17 protein-coding genes are annotated in these 23,199 nt (G+C 60.1%); 14 read left to right on the top strand and 3 right to left on the bottom strand.

Annotation, left to right across the window (positions count from 1 at the left end):
- Positions 1-128: 128 nt before the first annotated feature.
- The 5 genes from AC0J1C_RS11205 to AC0J1C_RS11185 all read left to right on the top strand — a co-directional run bounded on the left by AC0J1C_RS11205 (position 129) and on the right by AC0J1C_RS11185 (position 8,519).
- Positions 129-5,015 (top strand): NAD-glutamate dehydrogenase, encoded by a 4,887-nt coding sequence (locus tag AC0J1C_RS11205; RefSeq protein ID WP_473043956.1) that lies wholly within the window; start codon positions 129-131, stop codon positions 5,013-5,015.
- Positions 5,016-5,081: 66 nt separating this feature from the next.
- A complete protein-coding gene (gene can / locus AC0J1C_RS11200) occupies positions 5,082-5,795 on the top strand; it encodes a carbonate dehydratase (protein WP_473043955.1) in 714 nt (237 codons plus the stop codon).
- An 89-nt stretch (positions 5,796-5,884) separates the two neighbouring features.
- Positions 5,885-6,058 carry a hypothetical protein gene (locus tag AC0J1C_RS11195; protein WP_375192799.1) on the top strand — a complete coding sequence of 58 codons (174 nt, stop codon included), beginning with the start codon at positions 5,885-5,887 and terminating at the stop codon, positions 6,056-6,058.
- Between the two features lie 104 nt (positions 6,059-6,162).
- On the top strand, positions 6,163-7,209 hold the full coding sequence (locus AC0J1C_RS11190) for a methyltransferase (protein ID WP_473043954.1): 1,047 nt from the start codon (positions 6,163-6,165) through the stop codon (positions 7,207-7,209).
- A 164-nt stretch (positions 7,210-7,373) separates the two neighbouring features.
- Positions 7,374-8,519 carry a class I SAM-dependent methyltransferase gene (locus tag AC0J1C_RS11185; protein WP_473043952.1) on the top strand — a complete coding sequence of 382 codons (1,146 nt, stop codon included), beginning with the start codon at positions 7,374-7,376 and terminating at the stop codon, positions 8,517-8,519.
- A 12-nt stretch (positions 8,520-8,531) separates the two neighbouring features.
- Here the strand turns inward: AC0J1C_RS11185 and AC0J1C_RS11180 are convergent, their stop codons facing one another.
- Positions 8,532-9,152: a riboflavin synthase subunit alpha gene (locus AC0J1C_RS11180; protein WP_473043950.1), complete on the bottom strand. Its 621-nt coding sequence runs from the start codon at positions 9,150-9,152 to the stop codon at positions 8,532-8,534.
- 173 nt (positions 9,153-9,325) lie between these two features.
- Between AC0J1C_RS11180 and AC0J1C_RS11175 the strand changes: the two genes are divergently transcribed.
- From AC0J1C_RS11175 to AC0J1C_RS11155, 5 genes are all read left to right on the top strand, one after another.
- Positions 9,326-10,219, top strand: a complete 894-nt coding sequence (locus AC0J1C_RS11175; RefSeq protein ID WP_473043947.1) for a hypothetical protein — start codon at positions 9,326-9,328, stop codon at positions 10,217-10,219.
- A gap of 59 nt (positions 10,220-10,278) precedes the next feature.
- A complete protein-coding gene (locus AC0J1C_RS11170; RefSeq protein ID WP_091986288.1) occupies positions 10,279-10,956 on the top strand; it encodes a TetR/AcrR family transcriptional regulator in 678 nt (225 codons plus the stop codon).
- A 104-nt stretch (positions 10,957-11,060) separates the two neighbouring features.
- On the top strand, positions 11,061-11,504 hold the full coding sequence (locus AC0J1C_RS11165; protein ID WP_473046536.1) for a L,D-transpeptidase family protein: 444 nt from the start codon (positions 11,061-11,063) through the stop codon (positions 11,502-11,504).
- Positions 11,505-11,528: 24 nt separating this feature from the next.
- Positions 11,529-12,755 (top strand): mechanosensitive ion channel family protein, encoded by a 1,227-nt coding sequence (locus tag AC0J1C_RS11160; RefSeq protein WP_473043945.1) that lies wholly within the window; start codon positions 11,529-11,531, stop codon positions 12,753-12,755.
- On the top strand, positions 12,752-13,540 hold the full coding sequence (locus tag AC0J1C_RS11155; protein WP_473043943.1) for an S-methyl-5'-thioinosine phosphorylase: 789 nt from the start codon (positions 12,752-12,754) through the stop codon (positions 13,538-13,540). The genes AC0J1C_RS11160 and AC0J1C_RS11155 overlap by 4 nt, the downstream gene beginning before the upstream one ends.
- On the opposite strand, the gene AC0J1C_RS11150 is transcribed toward AC0J1C_RS11155, so the two are convergent.
- Positions 13,515-14,321, bottom strand: a complete 807-nt coding sequence (locus AC0J1C_RS11150) for a CsiV family protein (protein ID WP_473043941.1) — start codon at positions 14,319-14,321, stop codon at positions 13,515-13,517. The genes AC0J1C_RS11155 and AC0J1C_RS11150 overlap by 26 nt on opposite strands.
- 35 nt (positions 14,322-14,356) lie before the next feature.
- Positions 14,357-17,884, bottom strand: coding sequence for a transcription-repair coupling factor (gene mfd / locus AC0J1C_RS11145; protein WP_473043939.1), 3,528 nt, complete (start codon positions 17,882-17,884; stop codon positions 14,357-14,359).
- Between the two features lie 234 nt (positions 17,885-18,118).
- Here mfd and AC0J1C_RS11140 point away from each other — a divergent pair, with 234 nt between their 5' ends.
- From AC0J1C_RS11140 to AC0J1C_RS11125, 4 genes are all read left to right on the top strand, one after another.
- A complete protein-coding gene (locus AC0J1C_RS11140) occupies positions 18,119-19,573 on the top strand; it encodes a glyceraldehyde-3-phosphate dehydrogenase (protein ID WP_473046534.1) in 1,455 nt (484 codons plus the stop codon).
- A 270-nt stretch (positions 19,574-19,843) separates the two neighbouring features.
- A complete protein-coding gene (locus AC0J1C_RS11135) occupies positions 19,844-21,190 on the top strand; it encodes a Na(+)-translocating NADH-quinone reductase subunit A (RefSeq protein ID WP_473043937.1) in 1,347 nt (448 codons plus the stop codon).
- Between the two features lie 4 nt (positions 21,191-21,194).
- Positions 21,195-22,403 carry an NADH:ubiquinone reductase (Na(+)-transporting) subunit B gene (locus tag AC0J1C_RS11130; protein ID WP_091986270.1) on the top strand — a complete coding sequence of 403 codons (1,209 nt, stop codon included), beginning with the start codon at positions 21,195-21,197 and terminating at the stop codon, positions 22,401-22,403.
- Positions 22,396-23,199 (top strand): Na(+)-translocating NADH-quinone reductase subunit C, encoded by an 804-nt coding sequence (locus tag AC0J1C_RS11125; RefSeq protein ID WP_473043935.1) that lies wholly within the window; start codon positions 22,396-22,398, stop codon positions 23,197-23,199. The genes AC0J1C_RS11130 and AC0J1C_RS11125 overlap by 8 nt, the downstream gene beginning before the upstream one ends.

Here is a 23,199-nt window from a genome sequence, read left to right as displayed (position 1 = left end):
GGGGAAACCCGTATCGTTCATAGGTAGTTGCCGCAGTTTTGGCGTCTGGCCGGCAAAAATCAAGGGTTTGACTATGCTTATGTGACGATACCCCGATTACGTTTCTTTCACACTAACTGAGGTCGACCATGAATGCGCTGACAGTGGCCAGCAAGGATCAATTCTTTGAACAGTTGGCTGAGGCTTTCGCGAAAAAGATCAACAAGACCGAAGCTAAAAAAATCAGCGAATTTGCCAAGCAGCATTACGCCCATATACCCCTCGAGGAACTTGTAAGCCGACGGTTCGCAGACACCTATGGCGCCGTATTGGCCGCCTGGCAGTTTCTGCAGAAGCGCTCCGCCGAGGAGACGCCCGTCTCCGTGTTCAATCCGGATCTGGAGAGTGACGGCTGGCAGTCGACCCACACCGTGGTGTTTATCCTGCACCCGAATATTCCCTTCCTGATTGATTCCCTGCGTATTGCCATCAACCAGCGGGAAATCGGTACCCACTCTATCCAGCACTCGATCCTTCAGGTGGAGCGCGACAAGGCCGGCAAGCTCAAGAAGCTTCACTCCACCAAGAAAACCGCCTCCGAGTCCTCCTACGAGGCGTTTATCGTTCTCGAGATTGATCGTCACAGCGACCCGCAGGATCTCCGGGATATCGAGGATTCGCTGCAGCAGGTTCTGCACGAGGTTCGCATTGCCGTGGCGGATTTCCCGGTTGTTACCGAGAAGGTGAACGAGATTCTCGGCGAGCTCGACAGTACCACAGCCGGCATCAATGACGACCAGAAGGCCGAGGCCCGCGCGTTTCTGGAGTGGCTGTCTCGTGACCACTTCACCTTCCTGGGTTATGACGAATACGATTTTGCCAAGGACAAGAGCGGGATGGTGGTCCGTCGGGTCGAGAATTCCGAGCTGGGGATTCTCAGGGTCAATAACGAGCGGCCGGATCGGGTGCGGCTGAACGAACTGCCGCAACGAACCCGGCATGAGATGACCCGAAGTGATGACATTTTCATCTTCGCCAAGTCCGCCCAGCGCTCCCGCGTACACCGGCCGGCCTACCCGGACTACATAGCCGTCAAGAAGTTCAACAGCAAGGGCGAGGTGGTTGGCGAGCGTCGTTTCCTCGGCCTGTACACGGCCCGGGTCTATAACGAGCGCCCCGATGAGATTCCGCTGCTGCGCCGCAAATTCCAGGCGGTGATGAAGCGTTCCGGTTTCCTGCGTGATGACTATGCCGGCAAGGAACTGGAACAGATCCTCACTGTGTATCCCCGCGACGAGTTGTTCCAGATCGAACCGGACGAGCTGTTGAAGGTGGCCAAGAGCATTCTGTATATCCAGGAGCGCCGCCGCATCGAAATATTCATGCGCGAGGACGTGTACGGGCAGTTTGTCACCTGCCTGGCGTTTTTCCCTCGGGATATCTACAACACTGAGCTGCGCCTGAGGGTGGAGCAGGTCCTGGTGGACCGTCTGGAGGCGGAGGACGTGGAGTTTGTTACCCACTTCTCCGAATCAGTGCTGGCCAGGGTCCAGTTCACCATCCGGGTGCCGCAGGTGGAAAACCGCCAGTTGCCCATTTCGGAGATTCGCGAAAAGGTCATCGAGCTGGCCCAGTCCTGGCGGGATGGGCTGTCCGAGGCCCTGAGCGAGGCTTATGGCGAAGAGCAGGGTAACGAGCTGTACCGCCTGTGGGCCGGCGGCTTCCCGCCGAGCTACACGGATATGTTCTCACCCCGGCGGGCAGCGATCGATCTGGAGCACATCTCTGCGTCGGCCAGCCGGCATGACCTGGCCATGAGCTTTTACCGTGCCCTCGAAGAGGACGAGAGCACTCTCCACTTCAAGCTGTTCTACCCGGACGAGCCACTGCCACTGTCCGATGTGATGCCGGTGTTCGACAACCTGGGTTTCCGGGTCATTGGTGAGCATCCGTTCGAGGTAACTGACCGCCACAACAAGACCGTGTGGATCCACGATTTCACTCTGCAGGCCTACACCGGCAATGTGGTGGATATTCACCGTATCCGGCCAATCTTCGAGGACCTGTTCCGTCGGGTCTGGCATGGGGAAGCGGAAAACGACGCCTTTAACCGGCTGCTGCTGTCCTCCTACATGAGTTGGCGTGAAATTGCGCTACTGCGAACCTACGCCCGGTACATGCGGCAGATCCGCTTCTCCAACAGCCAGACGTTTATTTCCAACACACTGGTCAATCATGTGTCGCTGGCGCGGCTGTTGCTGGATTTCTTCGAGATCCGGTTCAACCCCGAGCGGTATCAGAGCCCGGGCAAGAGCCAGGCTGCCCAGCAGAAACTGGAGATCGAGTTCAATGCCGGTCTTGAGGAGGTGGACAACCTCAGTGAAGACCGGGTGCTGCGTCTGTACCTGGAGCTGATGCAGGCGACCCTGCGCACCAACTATTACCAACTGGACGAAGCTGGCGGACCCAAGCCTTACATCAGCGTGAAGTTTGACCCGTCACGAATCCCGGACATGCCGCTGCCGATGCCGATGTTCGAGATTTTCGTGTACTCGCCGCGGGTGGAAGGCGTGCACCTGCGCGGTGGCAAGGTAGCCCGAGGGGGGCTGCGCTGGTCTGACCGTTTCGAGGATTACCGGACCGAGATACTGGGCCTGGTTAAAGCGCAGCAGGTCAAAAACGCGGTCATCGTGCCGGTGGGTGCCAAAGGCGGCTTTGTTGCCAAGCGCCTGCCCGATCCCTCGGATCGTGAGGCGTTCCAGACTGAGGGTATCGAAGCCTACAAGACCTTTATCCGAGGCCTGCTCGACATCACCGATAACCTGGTGGAGAGCGGCATACAGCCGCCCGAGCGGGTCATCCGCCACGACGATGACGATCACTACCTGGTGGTAGCCGCCGACAAGGGCACCGCCACGTTCTCGGATATCGCCAATGGCCTGGCCGCCGAATACGGCTTCTGGATGGGCGATGCCTTTGCCTCAGGCGGCAGCAACGGCTACGACCACAAGAAAATGGGGATCACGGCCCGGGGCGCCTGGGTGTCCGTGGAGCGACATTTCCGGGAAATGGGCATCAACCCGGCGCTGGATGAATTCACGGCCATCGGCATTGGTGACATGGGCGGTGATGTGTTCGGCAACGGCCTGTTGTGCTCCGAGAAAACCAAGCTGGTGGCTGCCTTCAACCACGTGCATATCTTCATTGACCCCTCGCCGGATCCCGAACGCAGCTTCAAGGAACGCAAGCGCCTGTTCGCTTTACCCCGTTCCGCCTGGACCGACTACGACAGCAAGCTGATATCCAAGGGCGGCGGGGTGTTCAATCGCAGCGCCAAGTCGATTCCGGTGAGCCCGGAAATGAAAAAGCTTCTGGGCATCAAATCAGACCGCGTACCACCGAATATGCTGATCTCGCACATCCTCAAGGCGCAGGTGGATCTGCTCTGGGTCGGCGGTATCGGCACCTACGTAAAGGCCAGCAGTGAGTCCCACAGCGATGTTGGCGACAAGGCCAACGATGGTCTTCGCATCAATGGTTCCGAGCTTCGCTGCAAGGTGGTGGGCGAGGGCGGCAACCTCGGTCTGACCCAGCTCGGACGTATCGAGTACGCGCTCCGTGGCGGACGTCTGAACACAGACTTCATCGATAACTCCGGTGGCGTGGACTGCTCCGACCACGAAGTAAACATGAAGATCCTGCTGAACCAGGTGGTGGCCATGGGTGACCTCACCAACAAGCAGCGGAATATCATGCTGGAGGAGATGACGGACGACGTTGCCGAGCTGGTGCTCAAGAACAATTACCGGCAGACCCAGGCCATCAGTATCGCCAGCGAGGACGCGGCGACACGGCTGGAAGAGTATCGTCGGCTGATGAATACCTTCGAGAACGAAGGCAAGCTCAACCGGTCGCTGGAGTTCCTGCCGGACGACGAAACCCTGTCCGAGCGCAAGCTCGACAAGAAAGGCCTTACCCGACCAGAACTGTCGATCCTGATTTCCTACGTGAAAGGCGATCTCAAGCAGACCCTGATTGACAGCACGCTGCCGGACGAGCCGCTGCTGGCCGGCGAAATGTACAAGGTGTTCCCACGGGATCTGACCCAGAAGTTCTCGAAGGAGCTGGGTGAGCATCAACTGCGTCGGGAGATCATTGCCACCCAGATTGCCAACGACATGGTCAATCACATGGGCATCACCTTCGTGGAGCGGCTTAACCAGAGCACCGGTGCCGATGCCGCATCCATTGCCCTGGCCTGGATCATTGCCCGGGATGTGTTCCGGATCGACAACTGGTGGGACCGGATCGAGGATCTGGACTTCCACGTTCCTGCACAGCTGCAGATGGAACTGATGCAGGACCTGATGCGCCTCATGCGACGTTCGGTGCGCTGGCTGCTGCGTAACCGCAGGGCCGAGCTCAGTATCCAGAACCACATGGAGCGCTTTGCAGACAGTGTCTGGGCGATCACCGCCGGCCTGCCTGAATACCTCGGGGATCAGGCTCGCACCGCCTGGGAGAAACGCCACCAGGCGCTGGTGGACGCCGGGTTGCCATCGGAACTGGCTTCCGTAGTGTCCGGCACCGGTCACCTGTACTCGTCGCTGGGCATTATCGAGGCTCAGGAGGCGTCGGGCATGCCGCTCAAGACTGTGGCCAATCTCTATTACGAGCTGGGCGACCGGCTTGACCTTGGCTGGTTCGCCAACGCCATTGCCGCGCTGAAGCCCGCGTCGCACTGGCAGGCGCTGGCCCGGGAAAGCTTCCGGGAAGATCTTGACTGGCAGCAACGGGCGCTTACCACCGGCGTGCTGAAAATGGCCGGCAAACCGGAGGATGTGCCGGCCTCGGTCGAGGCCTGGCTGGACCGGCACCAGCACATGATTGATCGCTGGAAGTCCATGCTTTCCGAGCTCAAGGGTGTGAGGGAGCCGGAATACGCCATGTTTTCCGTCGCACTCCGGGAACTGCTGGATCTGGCGCAGAGCACCATGCACCAGCCAGCCCCCGATACGGCGACTCCCCCGGATTGAGTATTGCGTTCACTGCGGTATTCCCGTTCAATCGGCGGGCGCCAAAACACATGAGGGAATCGGACAGTGGGACAGCTTGACCATCTTCTCGAGAAGAACCGGGCCTGGGCGGATGGTATCAAGGCCCGGGACCCGCAGTTTTTCCATCGCCTGTCGAACCAGCAGGCGCCAGAGTATCTGTGGATCGGGTGCGCGGACAGCCGCGTACCCGCAAACCAGATTGTTGATCTGCTGCCGGGCGAGCTGTTCGTGCACAGAAATGTGGCCAACGTAGTCGTGCACACCGATTTCAACTGCCTGTCGGTGCTTCAGTTCGCCATTGAGGTGCTCAAGGTCAGGCACGTGCTGGTTGTGGGTCATTATGGCTGCGGCGGGGTGCGTGCCGCCATGCTGAACGAGGGCTTCGGGCTGATCAGTCACTGGCTCCGCCATGTTCAGGATGTACGTGACCGTCATCAGGAGGTGCTCGATGCACTGCCCAGCATCCAGGACCGTGTGGACCGCCTGTGCGAGCTGAACGTGGTGGAGCAGGTGGGGCATGTATGCCAGAACGCCATCGTCCAGGAAGCCTGGCTACGCGGGCAGCCGTTGACTGTTCACGGTTTTGTGTATGACGTTGGCGACGGCGTACTCCGGGATCTGGGGCTTTCGATCGGCTGCGAGGAAGATCGTGAATCCGCCCGCCGTGCCAGCATTGAAGAACTGGTGCAGAGGCCCGTTCGTTCGGGGCGCCAGAAAAAAGAACTCCAAAGAATGTTAAATTGCGTCAAAAAATCGTGACCAGCGTCACTTGGTGACCCTCGGCGTCATCACAGCCCGCCGCGCGTCTTCTTGATACAGTCAGTTCTGCAGTATTGAGGAGGTGGATCATGAAAGAACTGATGCAGAAAGCCCTGACAGCCCTCAGCCAGCGCAAAGAGGTCTCCACCGGCAGGCAGTCCCGGGACAATGGCGGTAAAGCCGCAGAACCCCACGTGGCCGAAGACTGGGGCATGTCGCCCGAGGATGCCCTGAGGGTCGGTACCGTGGCCCGCTACAAATAACCCCCGCGACCTTGTTCCCGCACCGTCCCTTGCCCGGGAGACGCGGGGACTGTTTACGGGTAAAGTAGCCCCCTCGGTAATAGCCAAGCGGGACCAGCTGATTCATGTCTTTACCCAATTCCCACGAAGCCCTGCTCAGAAACCGGCACCTGTTGCGCGGCCGGGTCGCCTTGATCGGCGTGACGGCTCGCGCCCTTCTGGCAGATCTGCCCGAGGGTGGGTTGGCCATGAGCGAGAATGCAGGCGTGTGTGCCGCTCTGGCAGGGCAGGCTGACTGGCAGATTGCTTTTGGCTACGAGGATCCCGCTCTGGCCGAGGGCGCATTCGACACTCTGGTGGTTTTTCTCCCCAAGGCCCGCGCTGAGCTGGACATGCGTCTTGCCCTGGCATTATCTCTCGCCAATGATGGCGGTCGCCTGGTTCTGGTAGGTGAAAAAAAGGAGGGGGTGGCCGGCGCGGTAAAGCAGCTTCGTGCAGTGGCTCCCCAGGCCGCCAAGGTGGACAGTGCCCGGCATTGCCAGGTCTGGTGCGCCGACGACATTCGCGGGCACGCCAGGTTTGTTCTGGCGGACTGGTTGCGTTGGACTGCCGTTGAATGCGAATCCGTGACCCTCGACGTGGCAGGCCTGCCTGGTATTTTCAGCAATGGAGAGTTGGACGAGGGCACCAGGATGCTTCTGGAAACGCTCAGCAGCAGGCCATTGCGTGCCAGTGCCGTTCTGGATTTTGCCTGTGGGGCGGGCGTGATAGGCGCCTGGCTGAGCCAATGGTACAAGCAACACGGCAAGCCGCCGGTGACGGTGGACGCCGTGGATGTGCAGTCCCAGGCCCTGGTATGCGCCAGGGCGACCTACCAGCGTAACGGTGTTTCCGGCCGGATCATGGCCTCCGACGGCTTGTCCGAGGTTGCCGGGCAATGGCCGGCGATCGTCACCAACCCCCCCTTTCACAGTGGTGTCAAAACCGATCTCTCAATGACCGAACGTTTTCTGATGGACGTGGCCGGCCACCTTTCCCCCGGCGGAGAACTCAGGCTGGTGGCGAACAGCTTTCTGCCCTACGAAGCCTTGATGCAGCGATTTGTCGGGCCGGTCGAGCGCCTGCGGGAGGACCGCCGATTCACCGTCTATCGGGCGTCTCGAAGGGCCTGAACGAAAAAAGCCCCTGGGGTAAGGGGCAAAGGGTTGGCGTCCAGAACAACGGAGCTAACCGGAAAAGGGTGTTCAGAGTGAACGCCTTTAACGTTAGGCTTAATTTCTAGAATAAACAGCCTAGAATGACCGCTTTGTGACAAAACCCACCCAGGATGCCCGAAATGACAACTGCCGAGCTGGCGCTACCGAAGTTGCCGCTTTCCCTGCGACTCACCCGGCCAGGAGCCTCGGACCCCACATTGCGCGCCTGGGATGCAGCCGACGAACTGTTGATTGAGCAGGCGCACAGGCTGGCCGAAGGCCGACAGCCCCGGGTTCTGGTTGTGGATGATCAGTTCGGAGCGCTGTCCCTGGGGGTTTCGGCATTGTCTCCGACCGTGGTTGCCGACAGTGCCACGCTGCCGGAAGCCCTGGAGTACAACGGACGGCAGAATCCGGAACTGAGCCCTCCGCTGTCGATTCACAGCTGGCTTAACCCACCCACGGGCCCTTTCGATCTCGTGATTATGCGTATTCCCAGGCAGGCGGATTATCTGGCGTGGCTGCTGCGCTGGCTCAATGAGGTGATGACGGACTCCGCACAGCTTCTGGCCGGGGGTATGATCAAGCATCTGCCTGATCGCAGTGTCGATGTCTTTGCCAAAGCCGTACAAACCGATCAGGTGCTGCCCGCACGCAAGAAGGCTCGTGTCATTGTCTGTTCTCCGGGGCGGACCCGGCTGGGGGAGTGGGCGGAATGCTGGAAGGGTTATGAGGGTGTCGCCGGCTGTGCCCGTATTGAGGCCCTGCCCGCTGTCTTTGCCCGTGATCGGCTCGACATCGGCAGCCAACTTTTATTGCCGCACGTGATTGAGTCAGTGGGCACAGCCGCCGGGGAAACCCGGGTGTTGGATCTCGCCTGTGGTAACGGGTTGCTGGGGCTGGCCGCGTTGGGCCGATGTCCCGGGCTGGCAGTGACGTTCAGCGACGTGTCCAGCCAGGCGGTGCTCAGCGCCCGGCGCAACGTCGAGCGCTCGTTTCCCGGTGGCCGTGTGTCATGTGTTCACCGGGACGGAGTGCCGGAAGATCAGGGCCCCTGGGATCTGATCCTGCTCAATCCGCCGTTTCATGAAGGTGGCGTGGTGGGGGATCACATTGCCCTCCGGCTGTTCAGCCAGGCCTCTCGCAACCTCGCGACTGGCGGTCGGTTGCTGATGGTTGGCAACCGGCATCTGGGCTATCACCGCAGTCTTGAGCGCTTCTTTACCCGGGTGCAACAACGGGATGCCAGCCCCAAATTCGTGGTTTTCGAGGCCAGCAACGATTGAGTTGCCGGCCTCTCAGAGGGTAGGGGCCGGGCGGTCGTAGCCCAGCCGGGCCAGTGTGTCGACAATGGTCTGGGTCTGGCTGTCTATCTCGATATTGACCCGTTCTCCCTCGGCGGCTTGGCCAAAGGTGGTGGCCCGCAGCGTTTCGGGAATCAGGTGGACATTGAACCGGTTGCCCTTCACTTCGCCGATGGTAAGGCTGGCGCCGTTAATCGCTATATAGCCTTTCGGAAAGATGTAGCGGGTCCAGGCTTCCGGTACCTCGAACCACAGAGTGACGTTATTTTCCGGCCGCAGAATTTCGACAATGCGTGCCGTGGTGTGAACATGGCCCGAGAGCAGATGCCCGCCAATCTCGTCACCGATGCGGGCGGCCCGCTCGAAGTTCACGGTGCTGCCCGCTTCCAGGTCGCCGAGGGTGGTCAGTCTCAGGGTTTCCTGCATGGCGTCGAAAAACAGAACGTCGCCCTCCTGGCGGGTGACCGTGAGGCAGGTGCCGTTGATGGCTACGGAAGCGCCAATCGTGACCCCCTCTGTACTGTGTGATGGCAGCCGAATGGCGAACGTGCTGAGGCCGGGCCGGGCGGTGATCTCTTCGACGGTTGCGATACCCTGAACGATGCCTGTAAACATGAGGTGACCTCCCGAACTGATGTGCGGCTTCCGTGTTGGCGAGAGCGCAAAGGATAGCGAGCACGCCGGTCAATGCCAAGGGCAGGCGCCAATGGTGGTCAGGCAAAGCAGGGTTCAAGAAACCTGGCCGGTGGCCGATAAACGTGTATCAACCCAGATCCGGACTGCCTGCAATGGCCGAAAACCAGACCAATGTGACACAAGCGGACGGGCCGACCCAGGCGCCGGTGCTGCGGCCCGGCCGCGCTGCCGATCCCGTGCCTGTGCCAGCTGCCGGAGCCGTAAAGGAAGCGCCTGCGTCGTCACCGGCCCAGGCCCCCGCCGATACCGGCAAGACCGATACGACCACCGGCTCCGACAAGCCTTCTGGTTCGGCAGAGGACAGCGGGCAAACCGAGAGTGGAAACGGTGCAAAATCCGAGCGTGTGCTGGCGGAATCGCGGCAACGGAAACTGCGTCTCATGCTGCGGCAATGCGATCGGGTGCTGCTGATGGATTTTGATCTTCTGGCCATGAATGGCTGGCCAGACAATTACGCCATGGCGTTGGCACGCCGGAACCGGGACCTCTGGCTGTTCAGCGCCCTGATCGCGGCCGTCGTGTTCCTGAGCGGGCTGACCGGATTTGTGCCGGCCTGGATCGCCGGGGGCGGGTTCGGGGCGTTTGTGATCATCCTCCTGCTCGGCATGCCGGCCATTCGCCGGATCTACACCTCCAGACCCTCTTACCTGGATCTCGTGCTTGCCCGCCAGCGTATGCTGCGGGAGGCCCGTCAGCATATCGCCCGACTTGAAGGGGATGACGGTCTCATCTGGCAGTGCGCACAGATGGCCGAGTTCAATCCGGCACTCAGAAACACCCGGTTCAGTCACCTGCTCAGGCTATCGGAGAGCCGGGTTCTGGCCAGGAACCTTTCCCGGCGCGAGCATGTGAGGCTGTACCTGATCTACTTGCTCGAAGCCGAGAAAGCCTACGGGCGCGTTGAGAAGGCCTTTTTCGAGGGACACCAGGACGCGATTGATCGGGGTTGGGATGAGGTGGCTGTCGAGCCCCCGCCACGAACTTGACATGCGGGCCTTTCAAACGTATGTTTGAAACAGACGTTTGCTAGAGGCATTAAAACAAGATGGCGCAATCTGATACGGTCGATCGCATTCTCGATGCAGCCGAGGAGCTGTTCGCTGAGCGTGGCTTTTCTGAAACTTCGCTCCGAATGATAACCAGTAAGGCTAAAGTAAATCTGGCTGCTGTCAATTACCACTTTGGTTCAAAGAACGCGTTGATTCATGCTGTCTTTGCGCGCTTTCTGACACCTTTCTCAGCAACCCTGGAAAAGGCGTTTGATGATCTCGAAGCGCGCTGTGATGGCACGCCACCCACCCTCAACCAGACGCTCTGGGCGCTCACGGAGAGTGCCGTACGCATGCCCCAGCGTAACGAGAAGGGCATTTCCATCTTCATGCGTCTGCTGGGTCTGGCCTACACCCAGTCTCAGGGCCATCTGCGAAAGTTCCTTGAACAGGAGTACAGCGAGCCGTTCAGCCGGTTCATGCGGCTGCTCAAGGAAGCCACGCCCCAGTTGTCATCGGTGGACCGCTACTGGCGGATCCAGTTCATGCTGGGCGCCACCGCGTTCACAATGTCCAGTAGCGACGCCCTGCGGGATATCCTGCAGAACAAGCTGGGTGTTGAAACCTCGGTACAGGAAATTGCCGCCCGGTTGGTACCGTTCCTGGCAGCCGGCATGCAGGCCCAGGACACCATGCTCATCCCGCCCCCGAGCACCAAGGTCTCGGTTGCCTGAGTTCCGCTCTCTCGGTTAGGCTTCCCTGATCCATCAAGGGAGCCTGACCAGCGGTGATCGATCCCCAACCTCCAAGCATCGACATTGATCTAGGACGCCAGCAGCTGACCCTGCGCGCCAGTGACGGCGAATCTGTAGCTGTCTATTCCATCTCCTCCGGTCGCAATGGTGCCGGTGAACGGGATGGCAGTGGCTGCACCCCCCGTGGCCAGCATTTCATCCGCGCGCTGATCGGCGCCGGTCTGCCCTCCGGCACCGTGTTTCGCGGGCGGCGTCCCACCGGGGAAACCTACACGCCGGCGCTGGCCGATGAGCATCCAGGCAGGGACTGGATCCTGTCTCGCATTCTCTGGCTTTGCGGCCGGGAGTGGGGAAAAAACCGGGGCCCGGGAGTCGATACTTTTCGCCGGTTCATATACATTCACGGCACGCCGGACAGCGAGCCCATGGGCGTTCCGTTGTCGCACGGCTGTATCCGGATGCGCAACGCCGATGTGATTGACCTGTTCGACCGCGTCAGGCCCGGTACCGCCGTTCTAATCCGCTAAACCTTACTGAAGCCGAGGAATCCGATGATCGGGGATATCACAGCGATGGTGAACAGCTGGATCGAGAATTTCGGTTTGCTGTCTGAGAGTTGGCGCGTCGGTATCGTCGTATTTGCGCTGGTCTTCGGCACAGCGGCCGTCGCCTATCTGGCCAGCCATGTGATCGGAGCCCTCGAAAGGAAATTTGCCAGAACCAACAACCTCTGGGACGACACGCTGCTGCACGCTGCGCGCAAGCCGGTGGTCGCTTTTGTCTGGTTACAGGGTGTGTACTGGGCCGCGGAAGTGGCCCACCGTTACTCCGAGGCAGAGATCTTCAAGGCCAACGCCACGGTCCTTCAGGTAGGCTTTATTTTCATCCTGGTCTGGACGCTCCTTCGCCTGATCAAGGAGGGCGAGAATATTCTGATTTCGCCCATGAAGATGCAAAAGCCCATGGATTACACCACCGTGAATGCGGTGAGCAAGCTGTCCAGGGCCGTGGTCATCATTACCGCCGTGCTGATTGCCATGCAGTCCCTGGGTTACAGCATATCGGGGGTTCTTGCCTTTGGCGGCGTGGGCGGCATCGCTGTCGGCTTTGCGGCCAAGGATCTGCTGGCCAACTTTTTTGGCGGCTTCATCATCCACCTCGACCGCCCCTTCAAGGTGGGCGACTGGGTGCGCTCACCGGATCGGAACATCGAGGGTACGGTCGAGCACATCGGTTGGCGCCTGACCACCATCCGCACCTTTGACAAGCGCCCTCTGTACGTCCCCAACGCCACCTTCACCACCATAGCGGTGGAGAACCCGTCGCGAATGACCAACCGCCGTATCTACGAAACCATCGGTATCCGCTACGTGGATGTCGGGCAAATGGCGAGCATCGTTGCCGATATCAAGTCCATGCTGCAGGGCCATGACGACATTGATTCCGACCAGACCCTGATTGTGAACTTTCTGGCGTTCAATTCGTCGTCGTTGGACATCATGGTGTACACCTTCACCAAAACCACCGAGTGGGTTCGCTTCCATGAGGTGAAACAGGACGTGTTGCTCAAGATCAGCGACATCATTGAAGGCTATGGCGCCGAAGTCGCCTTTCCGACCCGTACTCTTCATCTTCCCAACGGTGTCCGTCTGGCCGGCGAGGATCGGGATGAGGGAGACGATCACGCCGAAGATGCGGAGCCGCGGCGTAATGCTGCCAGGGGGCAACAGGCGCGTGGCAGCCGTGGCGATATCGATAATTCAGGAGATTCAGAATGACAGCACCGGAGAAAATGCACCCTGTAGGCATCATCGGAGGCACCGGGCTTACCACCCTGTCCGGCCTGCAGATTTCCGGCGAGCGCCAGGTGCAGACCTCCTGGGGCGTGCCCTCTGCGCCGCTGGTTGAGGGACGACTGGGAGACCAGCGGGTGATCTTCCTGGCGCGACACGGCAACCCTCACCGGATCCCGCCCCATCAGGTGAACTACCGGGCCAATCTCCGGGCGCTCTACGACGCGGGTGTGCGCACGGTCATCGGGGTCAATGCGGTAGGAGGTATCCATCCCGACATGGGGCCGGCCCATGTTGTGATTCCGGACCAGATCATCGACTACACCTGGGGGCGCGACAGCACCTACTTTGAGGGTGAGCTGGAGTCGGTCACCCATATCGATTTCACCTGGCCGTACGATGAGAGTGCCCGCCAGATCCTGATCGACGCGGCGGGCGCCGAGAATGTCCCGTTCTCCGGCTTTGGCGTGTACGGGGCAACCCAGGGGCCGCGCCTGGAGACGGCGGCGGAAATCATCCGCATGGAGCGTGATGGCTGCGATCTGGTGGGCATGACCGGCATGCCGGAAGCCGCCCTGGCGGCGGAACTCGGCATGCGCTATGTCTGTCTCGGGCTAGTAGTAAACCGCGCGGCCGGCAAATCCGACCACATCATCACCATGGAAGAGATCGAAGAGGCCATCGACCAGGGAATGTCCGGCGTGAAGCGGATTCTGGAGGTGTCGATGGCCGGACTCGGGGTGCTTACTCCGCTTTCTCAACCTTCTTGAAGAAAATCAACACGCCCAGGGTGGGGGAGTCCAGGAAGTGGACTTCCTCGCTGCGCATTCTCCGCGTTTCACGAATCCAGGTGACCAGTTCCAGGGGAGCGGGTTCGGCAAAGGCGGACATTGTCGGATTTGCAGCCGGATTGGCGGATTGTCCGGGGTCTTCGGCCGCAGTCTCGGTCGCCGGCGATTCCATGGCGCCTGTCGATTCGGCGGGATCCGCTTCCGGGAGCGCTGAGTCGGTCGTCCCCGCCAGCTGCCAGTGATTCAGGTGCACGTTGACGTGCAGGTACCGCTGGCGATCAATCGTGATGGTGCCCTCCACGGCGCGGGTATTGGCTTCCTCGAGCCAGTCTCCCACCTCAACCCGCAATGCTTCACCCTGGTAATCTGGCGGAAACGCTTCATACCAGCCTGCCGTGGCCAGTACCCGGTAGCGACCGCTGCGCTCCAGCCGCTCGGCTGCCGACGCCAGATGCAGTTCGTTCCTTGGTGCCAGCTTCAGTGTGGTCCGCGCGGTGCCGTCCTCACCAACGGCCCAGAGTACTTCCCCGGTTTCCGGCGTGGGCTCTACTTCCCGGTCTGCCATCTTTTCATTGACTGCCTCGGGCGGCACGATGCGTTTCAGGATGACAAACTCGGCCCGATAGTAGTCGTCCGGTATGGTTTGTCCGGCTGGCGAGGCGGCCTGTTGGGCGGAGGCCAGGGCTGACAGAGCCAGCAGGAGAGCGGCGAGCGTGGCCCTGGTTGCGACCTGGTACCAGCGAATTCCATCAATCTGCAAGGGACATACTCCACGTGTTTGTCGGGCGTTCATGATCAAGCCGGGGCGCTGGCGGGCGGCGCAAGTTCGGCAAGCATTCTCGAAATGCCGTCGAGTTTACCACCGGTTGTCGCATCGTTCAGCCGAAAGCGAAAGCTGTTGGCCCCCTCAAGGCGGTACTGGTCAGGGGCGGATTGCACTTTTTTAACCAGCACCAGCGGATCCACTGGTGTCGAACTGCCAAACTCGAAGCGCCCCCATTCCTTGCCAGCGTCGACTTTGACGATGCCCAGGGCCTCCGCCTGTAATCGAAGCTCGGTCTGGCGTACGAGATTTTTTGCCGGCTCCGGTAATAATCCGAACCGGTCGATCATCTCAACCTGAAGTTCTTTTAATGCGTCCCGGTCCCCGACACTGGCGATGCGCTTGTACAGCATCAATCGATTGTGGACATCCGGCAGGTAATCTTCCGGGATCAGTGCGGGAATTCGCAGGTTCATTTCAGTGCCGTGGCTCAGGGGCAGGTCGGCATTGGGTGTTCGGCCTTCCCGGATCGCCTGCACGGCTTCATCCAGCAACTGCATATAGAGGGTAAAGCCAATGCTCTCGATCTGGCCACTCTGCTCCTCGCCCAGCAGCTCGCCCGCGCCACGTATTTCCAGATCATGGGTGGCGAGCATGAACCCGGCCCCGAGGTCCTGGGCCTCGGAGATGGCGTCCAGGCGTTTTTTCGCGTCTGCGGTGATGGCTTTGGGGGGCGGCGTCAGAAGATAGGCGTAGGCCTGGTGGTGGGATCGGCCCACGCGACCCCGCAGCTGGTGCAGCTGGGCCAGGCCAAATTTGTCTGCCCGTTCGATGATGATGGTGTTGGCACTGGGAATGTCGATGCCGGTTTCGATGATGGTGGTGCACACAAGCACGTTGAACCGCTTGTGGTAGAAGTCCGACATGATCTGCTCGAGTTCTCGCTCGCGCATCTGCCCGTGGGCGACACCGACGCGGGCTTCGGGAATAAGGGCACGAAGGTCCTGGGCGGTCTTCTCGATGGTGGCAACGTCGTTGTGCAGGAAGTAAACCTGGCCGCCCCGGAGAATTTCCCGCAGGATCGCCTCTTTCACCATGGCGTCGTCCCGCTGACGCACGAAGGTCTTCACCGACAGGCGCCGCGCCGGAGGGGTGGCGATGATCGAAAGGTCGCGCAGGTGGCCCATGGCCATGTTCAGGGTGCGGGGGATCGGCGTGGCCGTGAGGGTCAGCATGTCCACTTCCGCCCGGAGCGCTTTCAGCTTTTCTTTCTGCTGCACACCAAACCGGTGCTCCTCGTCGATGATCACCAGCCCCAGGTTCTTGAAACGTATGTCGCCCTGCAGCAGCTTGTGGGTGCCGATGACAATATCCGCCTTGCCATTCTCCACGGCCTCCAGTGCCTTGCTGGTCTGGCCCGTTGTTCGGAAGCGGCTCAGCAGTTCCACCTGCACCGGGGTGTCCGAAAACCGGTCCCGGAAGGATTCGTAGTGCTGCTGGGCGAGCAGGGTGGTGGGCACCAGTACCGCCACCTGCTTGCCGGACCAGGTCGCCATGAACGCGGCTCGCATGGCCACTTCGGTCTTGCCGAAACCGACGTCTCCGCATACCAGCCGGTCCATTGGTCGTTCGCTGGTCATGTCCTCGATCACCGACTCGATGGCCACCTGCTGGTCCGGTGTTTCCTCGAAGGGAAAACCGGCGGCGAATGCGCGGTAGGCCTCTTTCGGGTCCTCGAAACTGAACCCCTTGCGGGCTTCCCGGCGGGCATAGACATCCAGCAGTTCCGCGGCGGTATCGCGGATTTTTTCCAGGGCTTTCTGCTTGGCGGCACTCCAGCGATCGGTGCCAAGCTTGTGCAAAGGCGCGTGTTCGGTGTCGGTGCCGGCGTAGCGCGAGATCAGATGCAGGCTGGAGACCGGAACGTACAGTTTGGAGCCGCCGGCGTATTCCAGCATCAGGAATTCGCTGGACTCGCCCTCCACGGTAATGGTTTCCAGGCCAAGGTAGCGACCCACGCCATGGTCAATGTGAACCACAGGAGCGCCGATGCGCAGCTCGGACAGGTCCCGGAAACCGGCGTCATCGGCTTCGGTGGGTTTTTCCCGCCGGCGTCTCTGCAGAACACGCTCGCCGAACAGGGCCGTTTCCGTAATCAGGGCAATGGCATGGTCTGGTAATGTCAGGCCCTGCTCCATGGGGGCAATGCTGATCGCCAGGGGGCAGTCCGGGGCCGCCAGAAAATCCTGCCAGCCGGACACCGTGGCCAGCTCAAGCCCCTGGCCTCCCAGATTTTCAAGTAACGCCTCGCGGCGGCCGGAAGACTCGGCGCACAGCAGCACCCGCCCGTTGAATTCGTTCAGGAAGCGTTTGAGGCGACCGGAAGGGTCGGCGGCCCGACCATCCATAGCAACGTCAGGCAGGGCGGCGGTTGAGCAGTTGAAGGATCCCGCGGATTCGGCGGTGTCTGAAGACAGTGTGACTCTGGCAAAACGCTTGAGCTGTCCGAACAGTTCGTCCTGCTGCAGGAACAGCTGGGTTGGCGGCAGGATAGGCCGGAGACGGTCGTGACGACGGTCCTCGTAGCGGTTACGGGTTTCGCTGTCGAAATGGCTGACGGCTTCATTCAGGTCTGCTGCCGTGAACACATGGGTGCTGCCCGGCAGGTAATCGAACAGTGTTGCGGTCTCGTCGAAGAACAGCGGCAGATAATACTCGATACCGGGGGGCGTGATGCCGTGGGTCACGTCCTGGTAGATCGGGACGTCGCGGTCCGCATTGGGAAACTGTTCAAACCAGCGGCTGCGGAACCCCGAGCGGGCTTCCTTGTGCCAGGGAAACTCGAACGCCGGCAGGAGCTCGATGCGGTCTATCCGGTCAATGGACCGCTGGGTTTCAGGATCAAAGGTGCGCAGCGTTTCTATTTCATCATCGAACAGATCAATCCGGTAGGGCTGGCTGGCGCCCATAGGGAAGATGTCCAGAATCGCGCCGCGCACGGCGTACTCGCCGTGTTCATAGACGTTCTCCGCGTGGCGATACCCGGCGGCTTCCAGTTGCTGGCGCCAGGTATCGATGTCCAGGGATTGGCCCACTTCCAGCAGCAGCGTGTTGCCCTGCAGGTAGTTCACCGGTGGCAGTCTGTGCATCAGAGTCCGGGCCGGCACCACGAGCACCCCCTGCCGGGTGGAGGGCAGACGGTGCAGCGTGCGGATTCGCCGGGAGGTAATGTCCTGATGCGGAGAGAACAGATCGTAGGGCAGGGTTTCCCAATCGGGGAGCGAGAGCAGCTCCAGGCCATCTGTTGTTACCGCCGGGCCATCTTCTTCTGCAGGCAGCCCCAGAAAGAAGCGCATGGCCTGCTCAAGCCGAATGGCCTCATCGGTGCTGCGGGTGATCACCAGAGTCAGCCCCTGATGCGCCCGGGCGCTCTCGCAGATGGCCAGGGCGTCGCTGCTACCATGCAACTGGCCCCAGGTACGGTGGTCTCCGGGTTTTGCCGGAAATTCCGGGGCAATCATGGGGCTGGACGCGGGGTGGTTGGTGACACCTTGGCTCATGGACAGTCTGGTTCTCCTGCGGTGGATGTCCGGGCGATGACAAGGCGCGTATTCTAACGCCCGCCGGTGATGCTGTCATGGTAGCGGCCGGGCTACTGGCGTGGGGCGCCTGCGGGCGGCAAAGATACGAAGGCGGGGGCCGGCTGTATTTGCGGTCGGGAGGATTAAGTTGGATAATGTGCGCCCAATTTTCCAAGTGCCAACTGCAGAGGTCCAAGCGTGAGTCACGAACAGATCAATCAGCACCTGTCCAACTGGACGGAAAGAGAATCCACTGCGGAAGCCATGATTCCGCTGATCGGCCGTCTCTACCGCAAGAACAACGTGGTTACGTCTGTGTATGGCCGCGCCATCATCAACCAGTCGGTGATCGACATCATCCGGGCGCACCGGTTCGTGCGTCAGGTTGAAGACAGCGAGCTGTCGGTTCACGACACGCTGCCCATATTGCAGGCCATGGACAAGCTGGAGCTGGGTCGTGCCCACGTGGACATCGGCAAGCTTGCGGTCAAGTTCAAGGCTGCGGGTGGCGATCTGACCGAGTTTCTCAAGCGCGAGATCGGAACGATTGTGGGGCAGTATCCGGCGCAATCCGAGGAAGACGCCAACAAGGGCACCAAGGATGTGGTGCTGTACGGTTTCGGCCGCATTGGTCGTTTGCTCGCCCGTATCCTGATCGAGAAGGCCGGCGGCGGCAACAACCTGCGTCTGCGTGCAATCGTGGTGCGTAACGGCGGCGCCGAAAACGATCTCGAGAAACGCGCCAGCCTGTTGCGTCGCGACTCCGTTCACGGCCCGTTCGACGGCACGATCACCGTGGATGAGAAGGAATCTGCCCTGATTGCCAACGGCAACTACATCAAGGTGATCTATTCCGACGGTCCGGACAAGGTCGACTACACCCAGTACGGCATCAACAACGCGATTGTGGTGGACAACACCGGTAAATGGCGTGACGAGGCCGGCCTTGGCCTGCACCTCAAGTCCAAGGGCGTGAGCCGGGTTATCCTGACTGCTCCGGGCAAGGGCGACATCAAGAACATTGTCTATGGCATCAACAACGACTGGATTACCGACGAGGACAAGATTCTCTCGGCGGCCTCCTGTACCACCAACGCCATCACGCCGGTGCTGAAAGCTATTGATGACGAGTACGGGATTGAAGACGGTCACGTGGAGACCGTGCACTCCTACACCAACGACCAGAACCTCATCGACAACTACCACAAGGGCAGTCGCCGCGGACGCAGTGCGCCCCTGAACATGGTCATTACCGAGACAGGTGCGGCCAAGGCTGTCGCCAAGGCCCTGCCGGCCCTGAAAGGCAAGCTGACCGGTAACGCCATCCGGGTGCCGACGCCCAATGTGTCCATGGCCATCCTGAACCTGAACCTCAAGAAAGAGGTGGATGTGGCCGGGGTGAACGACTACCTGAGAGACATGGCTCTGCACTCGGAGCTGCAAAAGCAGATCGACTTCGTGAACTCGCCGGAGGTGGTGTCCACCGATTTTGTTGGCTCCCGTCATGCCGGCGTGGTGGATGCGCAGGCAACGATTGCTGGCGGCAAGCGCCTGATCCTGTATGTCTGGTACGACAATGAGTTCGGCTACAGCGCCCAGGTGGTTCGCGTGGTCAACCAGATGGCTGGTGTTACCTATCCGATCTTTCCCAAGCGCGCACGGGACTGATCTGCGCCTGGCGTCCCGGTGAACATGCGGGCCCTGAGAACCCCGGCAGCGAGAGCTGTCGGGGTTTTTCTTTTGTGCCAGAGTGTGAAGTGGGCGGTTTACGAAGCGGTACAAACCCATTCTGGTTTCTGGTGGAAATAGAATTCCTTAATCCTTATAATTGGCGCGATTTTGGGTACGTCTGGCACTCCGTTTCTCATTCACTTCCTGGGCCGCAGTGGTCGGGCGTTACGAATCCATTAAACAGTTTCTGATGATTGGACGAGGCTAATGATCAAGATCAAAAAAGGCCTGGATCTTCCCATCAGCGGCGCTCCCGAACAGACCATTACAGATGGCAAACCCGTTCGCCACGTGGCGTTGATCGGTTTTGACTACATCGGCATGAAGCCGACAATGGCTGTGAAAGAGGGGGACCGTGTCAAGCGCGGCACGCTGCTGTTCACGGACAAGAAGACCGAGGGCGTTCGTTACACTTCTCCGGCTGCCGGCGTTGTGAAAGAAATTAACCGCGGTGAGCGGCGGGTGTTCCAGTCGATCGTTATCGAAATTGATGGCGACGATGCAGAAACCTTTGCCCGTTACAGTGAGGCAGACCTGGCGGGCCTGGAACGTCAGCAGGTTGTTGACAATCTTGTGGAGTCGGGTCTCTGGACGGCGTTCAAGACGCGTCCTTACAGCAAGGTGCCGGCAATCGACTCGGCCCCCCATTCCATTTTTGTCTCGGTCATGGACACCAACCCTCTGGCGGCCGACCCGACCGTGATCATCAAGGAGAACAGCCAGGCGTTCGAGAAAGGCCTGACCCTGCTCACCAGGCTGACCACCGGCAAAGTCTTCGTGACTGGCAAGCCCGGCTCCAATGTGTCTGTTCCCAAGTCAGATGCGGTGGAAGTGCACCAGTTTGACGGTGTGCATCCGGCTGGCAATGTGGGTACCCATATCCATCATCTCGATCCTGTTTCCGTCAGCAAGACGGTCTGGACCATCAACTATCAGGACGTGATCGACATCGCCAAGCTGTTCGAAACCGGTGAGTTGCCGGTCGAGCGGATTGTGGCCATCGGCGGTCCGAAAGCCCTGAAGCCCCGACTGGTGCGTACCCGTGTCGGTGCCTGCCTGCCGGAACTGCTGGACGGCGAGATTGCCACAGACTGCGAGGTGCGGGCCATTTCTGGATCCGTGTTCGGTGGTCGCCGGGCGGATGGACCCTGTGCCTACCTGGGTCGGTTCGCCAACCAGGTGTCGGTGCTGGAAGAGGGCAACAAGCGCGAGTTCATGGGCTGGCTGTCGCCGGGCCCGAACAAGTTCTCGGTGCTCAACATCTACCTGTCCAAGCTGACGCGCGGCAAGCTGTTCAATTTCACCACCACCACCAACGGCAGTGAGCGCGCCATGGTGCCAGTGGGAGCCTATGAACAGATCATGCCTCTGGACATTCTGCCGACCCAGCTGCTGCGTTCGCTGATTGTCGGCGACACCGAAATGGCACAGAAGCTCGGTGCACTGGAGCTGGATGAAGAAGATCTGGCGCTGTGCACATTCGTGTGCCCGGGTAAATATGAGTACGGTCCGATTCTCCGCGAGAACCTGACCCGAATCGAGATCGAGGGCTAATACGATGGCTATCAGACAGTTTCTCGATGGAATCGAGCATCATTTTGAAAAGGGCGGCAAGTATGAGCGCTGGTATGCGCTCTACGAAGCTGTGGACACCATTTTCTATACTCCCGGAAAGGTGACCTCAACCACGGCTCACGTGCGTGATGGCGTTGATCTCAAGCGCATCATGATTACCGTGTGGCTGTGCACCTTCCCCGCCATGTTCTTCGGTATGTGGAACATCGGCTTCCAGGCCAACAGCTTTCTGGCGGCCAATCCGGATGCCATGGTGGCCGATGGCGGCTTGCGCACGGCCTTTATCCAGGCGCTGGCGGTAACCGGTGCCGGTGCCGGCGTATGGGATAACTTCGTCTACGGCATGGCCTACTTCGTGCCCATCTACTTCGTGACGTTTGTGGTGGGTGGTTTCTGGGAAGTCCTGTTTGCCACCGTGCGTCGTCACGAAGTGAACGAAGGCTTTTTTGTAACCTCGGTGCTGTTCGCGCTGATCTGCCCGCCCACCATCCCCCTGTGGCAGGTGGCCCTCGGTATTACCTTCGGCGTGGTGATCGGTAAGGAAGTGTTTGGCGGTACCGGCAAGAACTTCCTGAACCCGGCGCTGACCGGCCGCGCGTTCCTCTACTTCGCCTACCCGGCCCAGATTTCCGGTGACACCGTGTGGACCGCCGTCGACGGCTTCAGCGGCGCAACCGCCCTGAGCTGGGCAGCGTCTGGCGGCCTGGAAGCGCTCGAGAGCCAGATTGGCTGGATGAACGCCTTCATCGGCACCATTCAGGGTTCCATGGGCGAAACCTCCACCCTGGCCATTCTCATCGGAGGCCTGATTCTGCTGGTGATGAAGATTGCCAGCTACCGAATCGTGGGTGGTGTGTTAATCGGCATGATTGGCATGTCGCTGCTGCTGAACCTGGTTGGCTCTGACACCAACCCGTTCTTCGGTGTGCCTGCCCACTGGCATCTTGTGATGGGTGGCTTTGCCTTCGGCATGATGTTCATGGCAACGGATCCCGTCTCGGCGGCCATGACCAACACCGGTCGCTGGTGCTTCGGCATCCTCGTGGGCGTGATGACCGTGCTGATCCGCGTGATCAACCCGGCTTTCCCGGAAGGCATCATGCTGGCGATCCTGTTCGCTAACCTGTTTGCGCCGCTGATGGACCACTACGTGGTTCAGGCCAACATCAAACGGAGGCTCGCTCGTGGCTAAAGCTAAAGAAACCGTCTCCCGCACACTGATTGTTGCGCTGGTTCTGAGCATTGCCTTCTCGGTTGTGGTTTCCACCGCGGCCGTTATGCTGCGCCCGGCGCAGATCAAGAACCAGAACCTGGATATCAAGACCAACATCCTGTCGGCGGCCGGCATGCTGGAGCCCGGCTCCAGTGCCGATGAAATCGAACAGCAGTTCGCTCAGTTCGACGTCCGGCTGGTTGACCTTGATACCGGTGAATTTGTTGAGCCTTCCGCCGTGGGCGTGCAGGACCCGATGAAGTACGACATGTACAAGGCGGCGTCTGATCCGGCGATGTCGGTCAACATTCCTTCTTCGGAAGACAAAGCGGGCATCAAGCGCCGACCCAACGTAGCCAAGGTTTACACCATGAGCGAGAACGGCGAGATCACCCGGGTGGTTCTGCCGATTCACGGTTATGGCCTGTGGTCAACGCTGTATGGGTTCATTTCGCTTGAAGGCGATCTGAACACCATCGAAGGCCTCGGCTTTTATGCCCACGCTGAAACACCGGGACTGGGTGGTGAAGTCGACAACCCTCGCTGGAAGCAGCAATGGACCGGCAAGGAACTCTACAACGAGGACAAGACCGAGCCGCAGATCCAGCTGGTGAAAGGTGGAGTCAGTGCCAACACGCCGGAAAAGGAGCACAAGGTTGATGCGCTTTCCGGTGCTACCCTGACCAGTCGTGGTGTGCAGCAGCTTGTCAATTACTGGATGGGCGACCGCGGATACGCGCCTTTCCTGAAAAAACTTCGTGAAGGGGAGGTCTGA

The sequence above is a fragment of the Marinobacter sp. E2 genome (assembly GCF_055755345.1).
This window is presented reverse-complemented; position numbering and strand designations above follow the sequence as displayed.

Coding starts and splice junctions, on each gene's coding strand:
- AC0J1C_RS11195 (WP_375192799.1), top strand. CDS start 5,885: ATGAAAGAACTGATGCAGAAAGCCCTGACAGCCCTCAGCCAGCGCAAA.
- AC0J1C_RS11135 (WP_473043937.1), top strand. CDS start 19,844: ATGATCAAGATCAAAAAAGGCCTGGATCTTCCCATCAGCGGCGCTCCC.
- AC0J1C_RS11175 (WP_473043947.1), top strand. CDS start 9,326: ATGGCCGAAAACCAGACCAATGTGACACAAGCGGACGGGCCGACCCAG.
- AC0J1C_RS11130 (WP_091986270.1), top strand. CDS start 21,195: ATGGCTATCAGACAGTTTCTCGATGGAATCGAGCATCATTTTGAAAAG.
- AC0J1C_RS11155 (WP_473043943.1), top strand. CDS start 12,752: ATGACAGCACCGGAGAAAATGCACCCTGTAGGCATCATCGGAGGCACC.
- AC0J1C_RS11160 (WP_473043945.1), top strand. CDS start 11,529: ATGATCGGGGATATCACAGCGATGGTGAACAGCTGGATCGAGAATTTC.
- AC0J1C_RS11170 (WP_091986288.1), top strand. CDS start 10,279: ATGGCGCAATCTGATACGGTCGATCGCATTCTCGATGCAGCCGAGGAG.
- AC0J1C_RS11185 (WP_473043952.1), top strand. CDS start 7,374: ATGACAACTGCCGAGCTGGCGCTACCGAAGTTGCCGCTTTCCCTGCGA.
- mfd (WP_473043939.1), bottom strand. CDS start 17,884: ATGAGCCAAGGTGTCACCAACCACCCCGCGTCCAGCCCCATGATTGCC.
- AC0J1C_RS11190 (WP_473043954.1), top strand. CDS start 6,163: ATGTCTTTACCCAATTCCCACGAAGCCCTGCTCAGAAACCGGCACCTG.
- AC0J1C_RS11205 (WP_473043956.1), top strand. CDS start 129: ATGAATGCGCTGACAGTGGCCAGCAAGGATCAATTCTTTGAACAGTTG.
- AC0J1C_RS11180 (WP_473043950.1), bottom strand. CDS start 9,152: ATGTTTACAGGCATCGTTCAGGGTATCGCAACCGTCGAAGAGATCACC.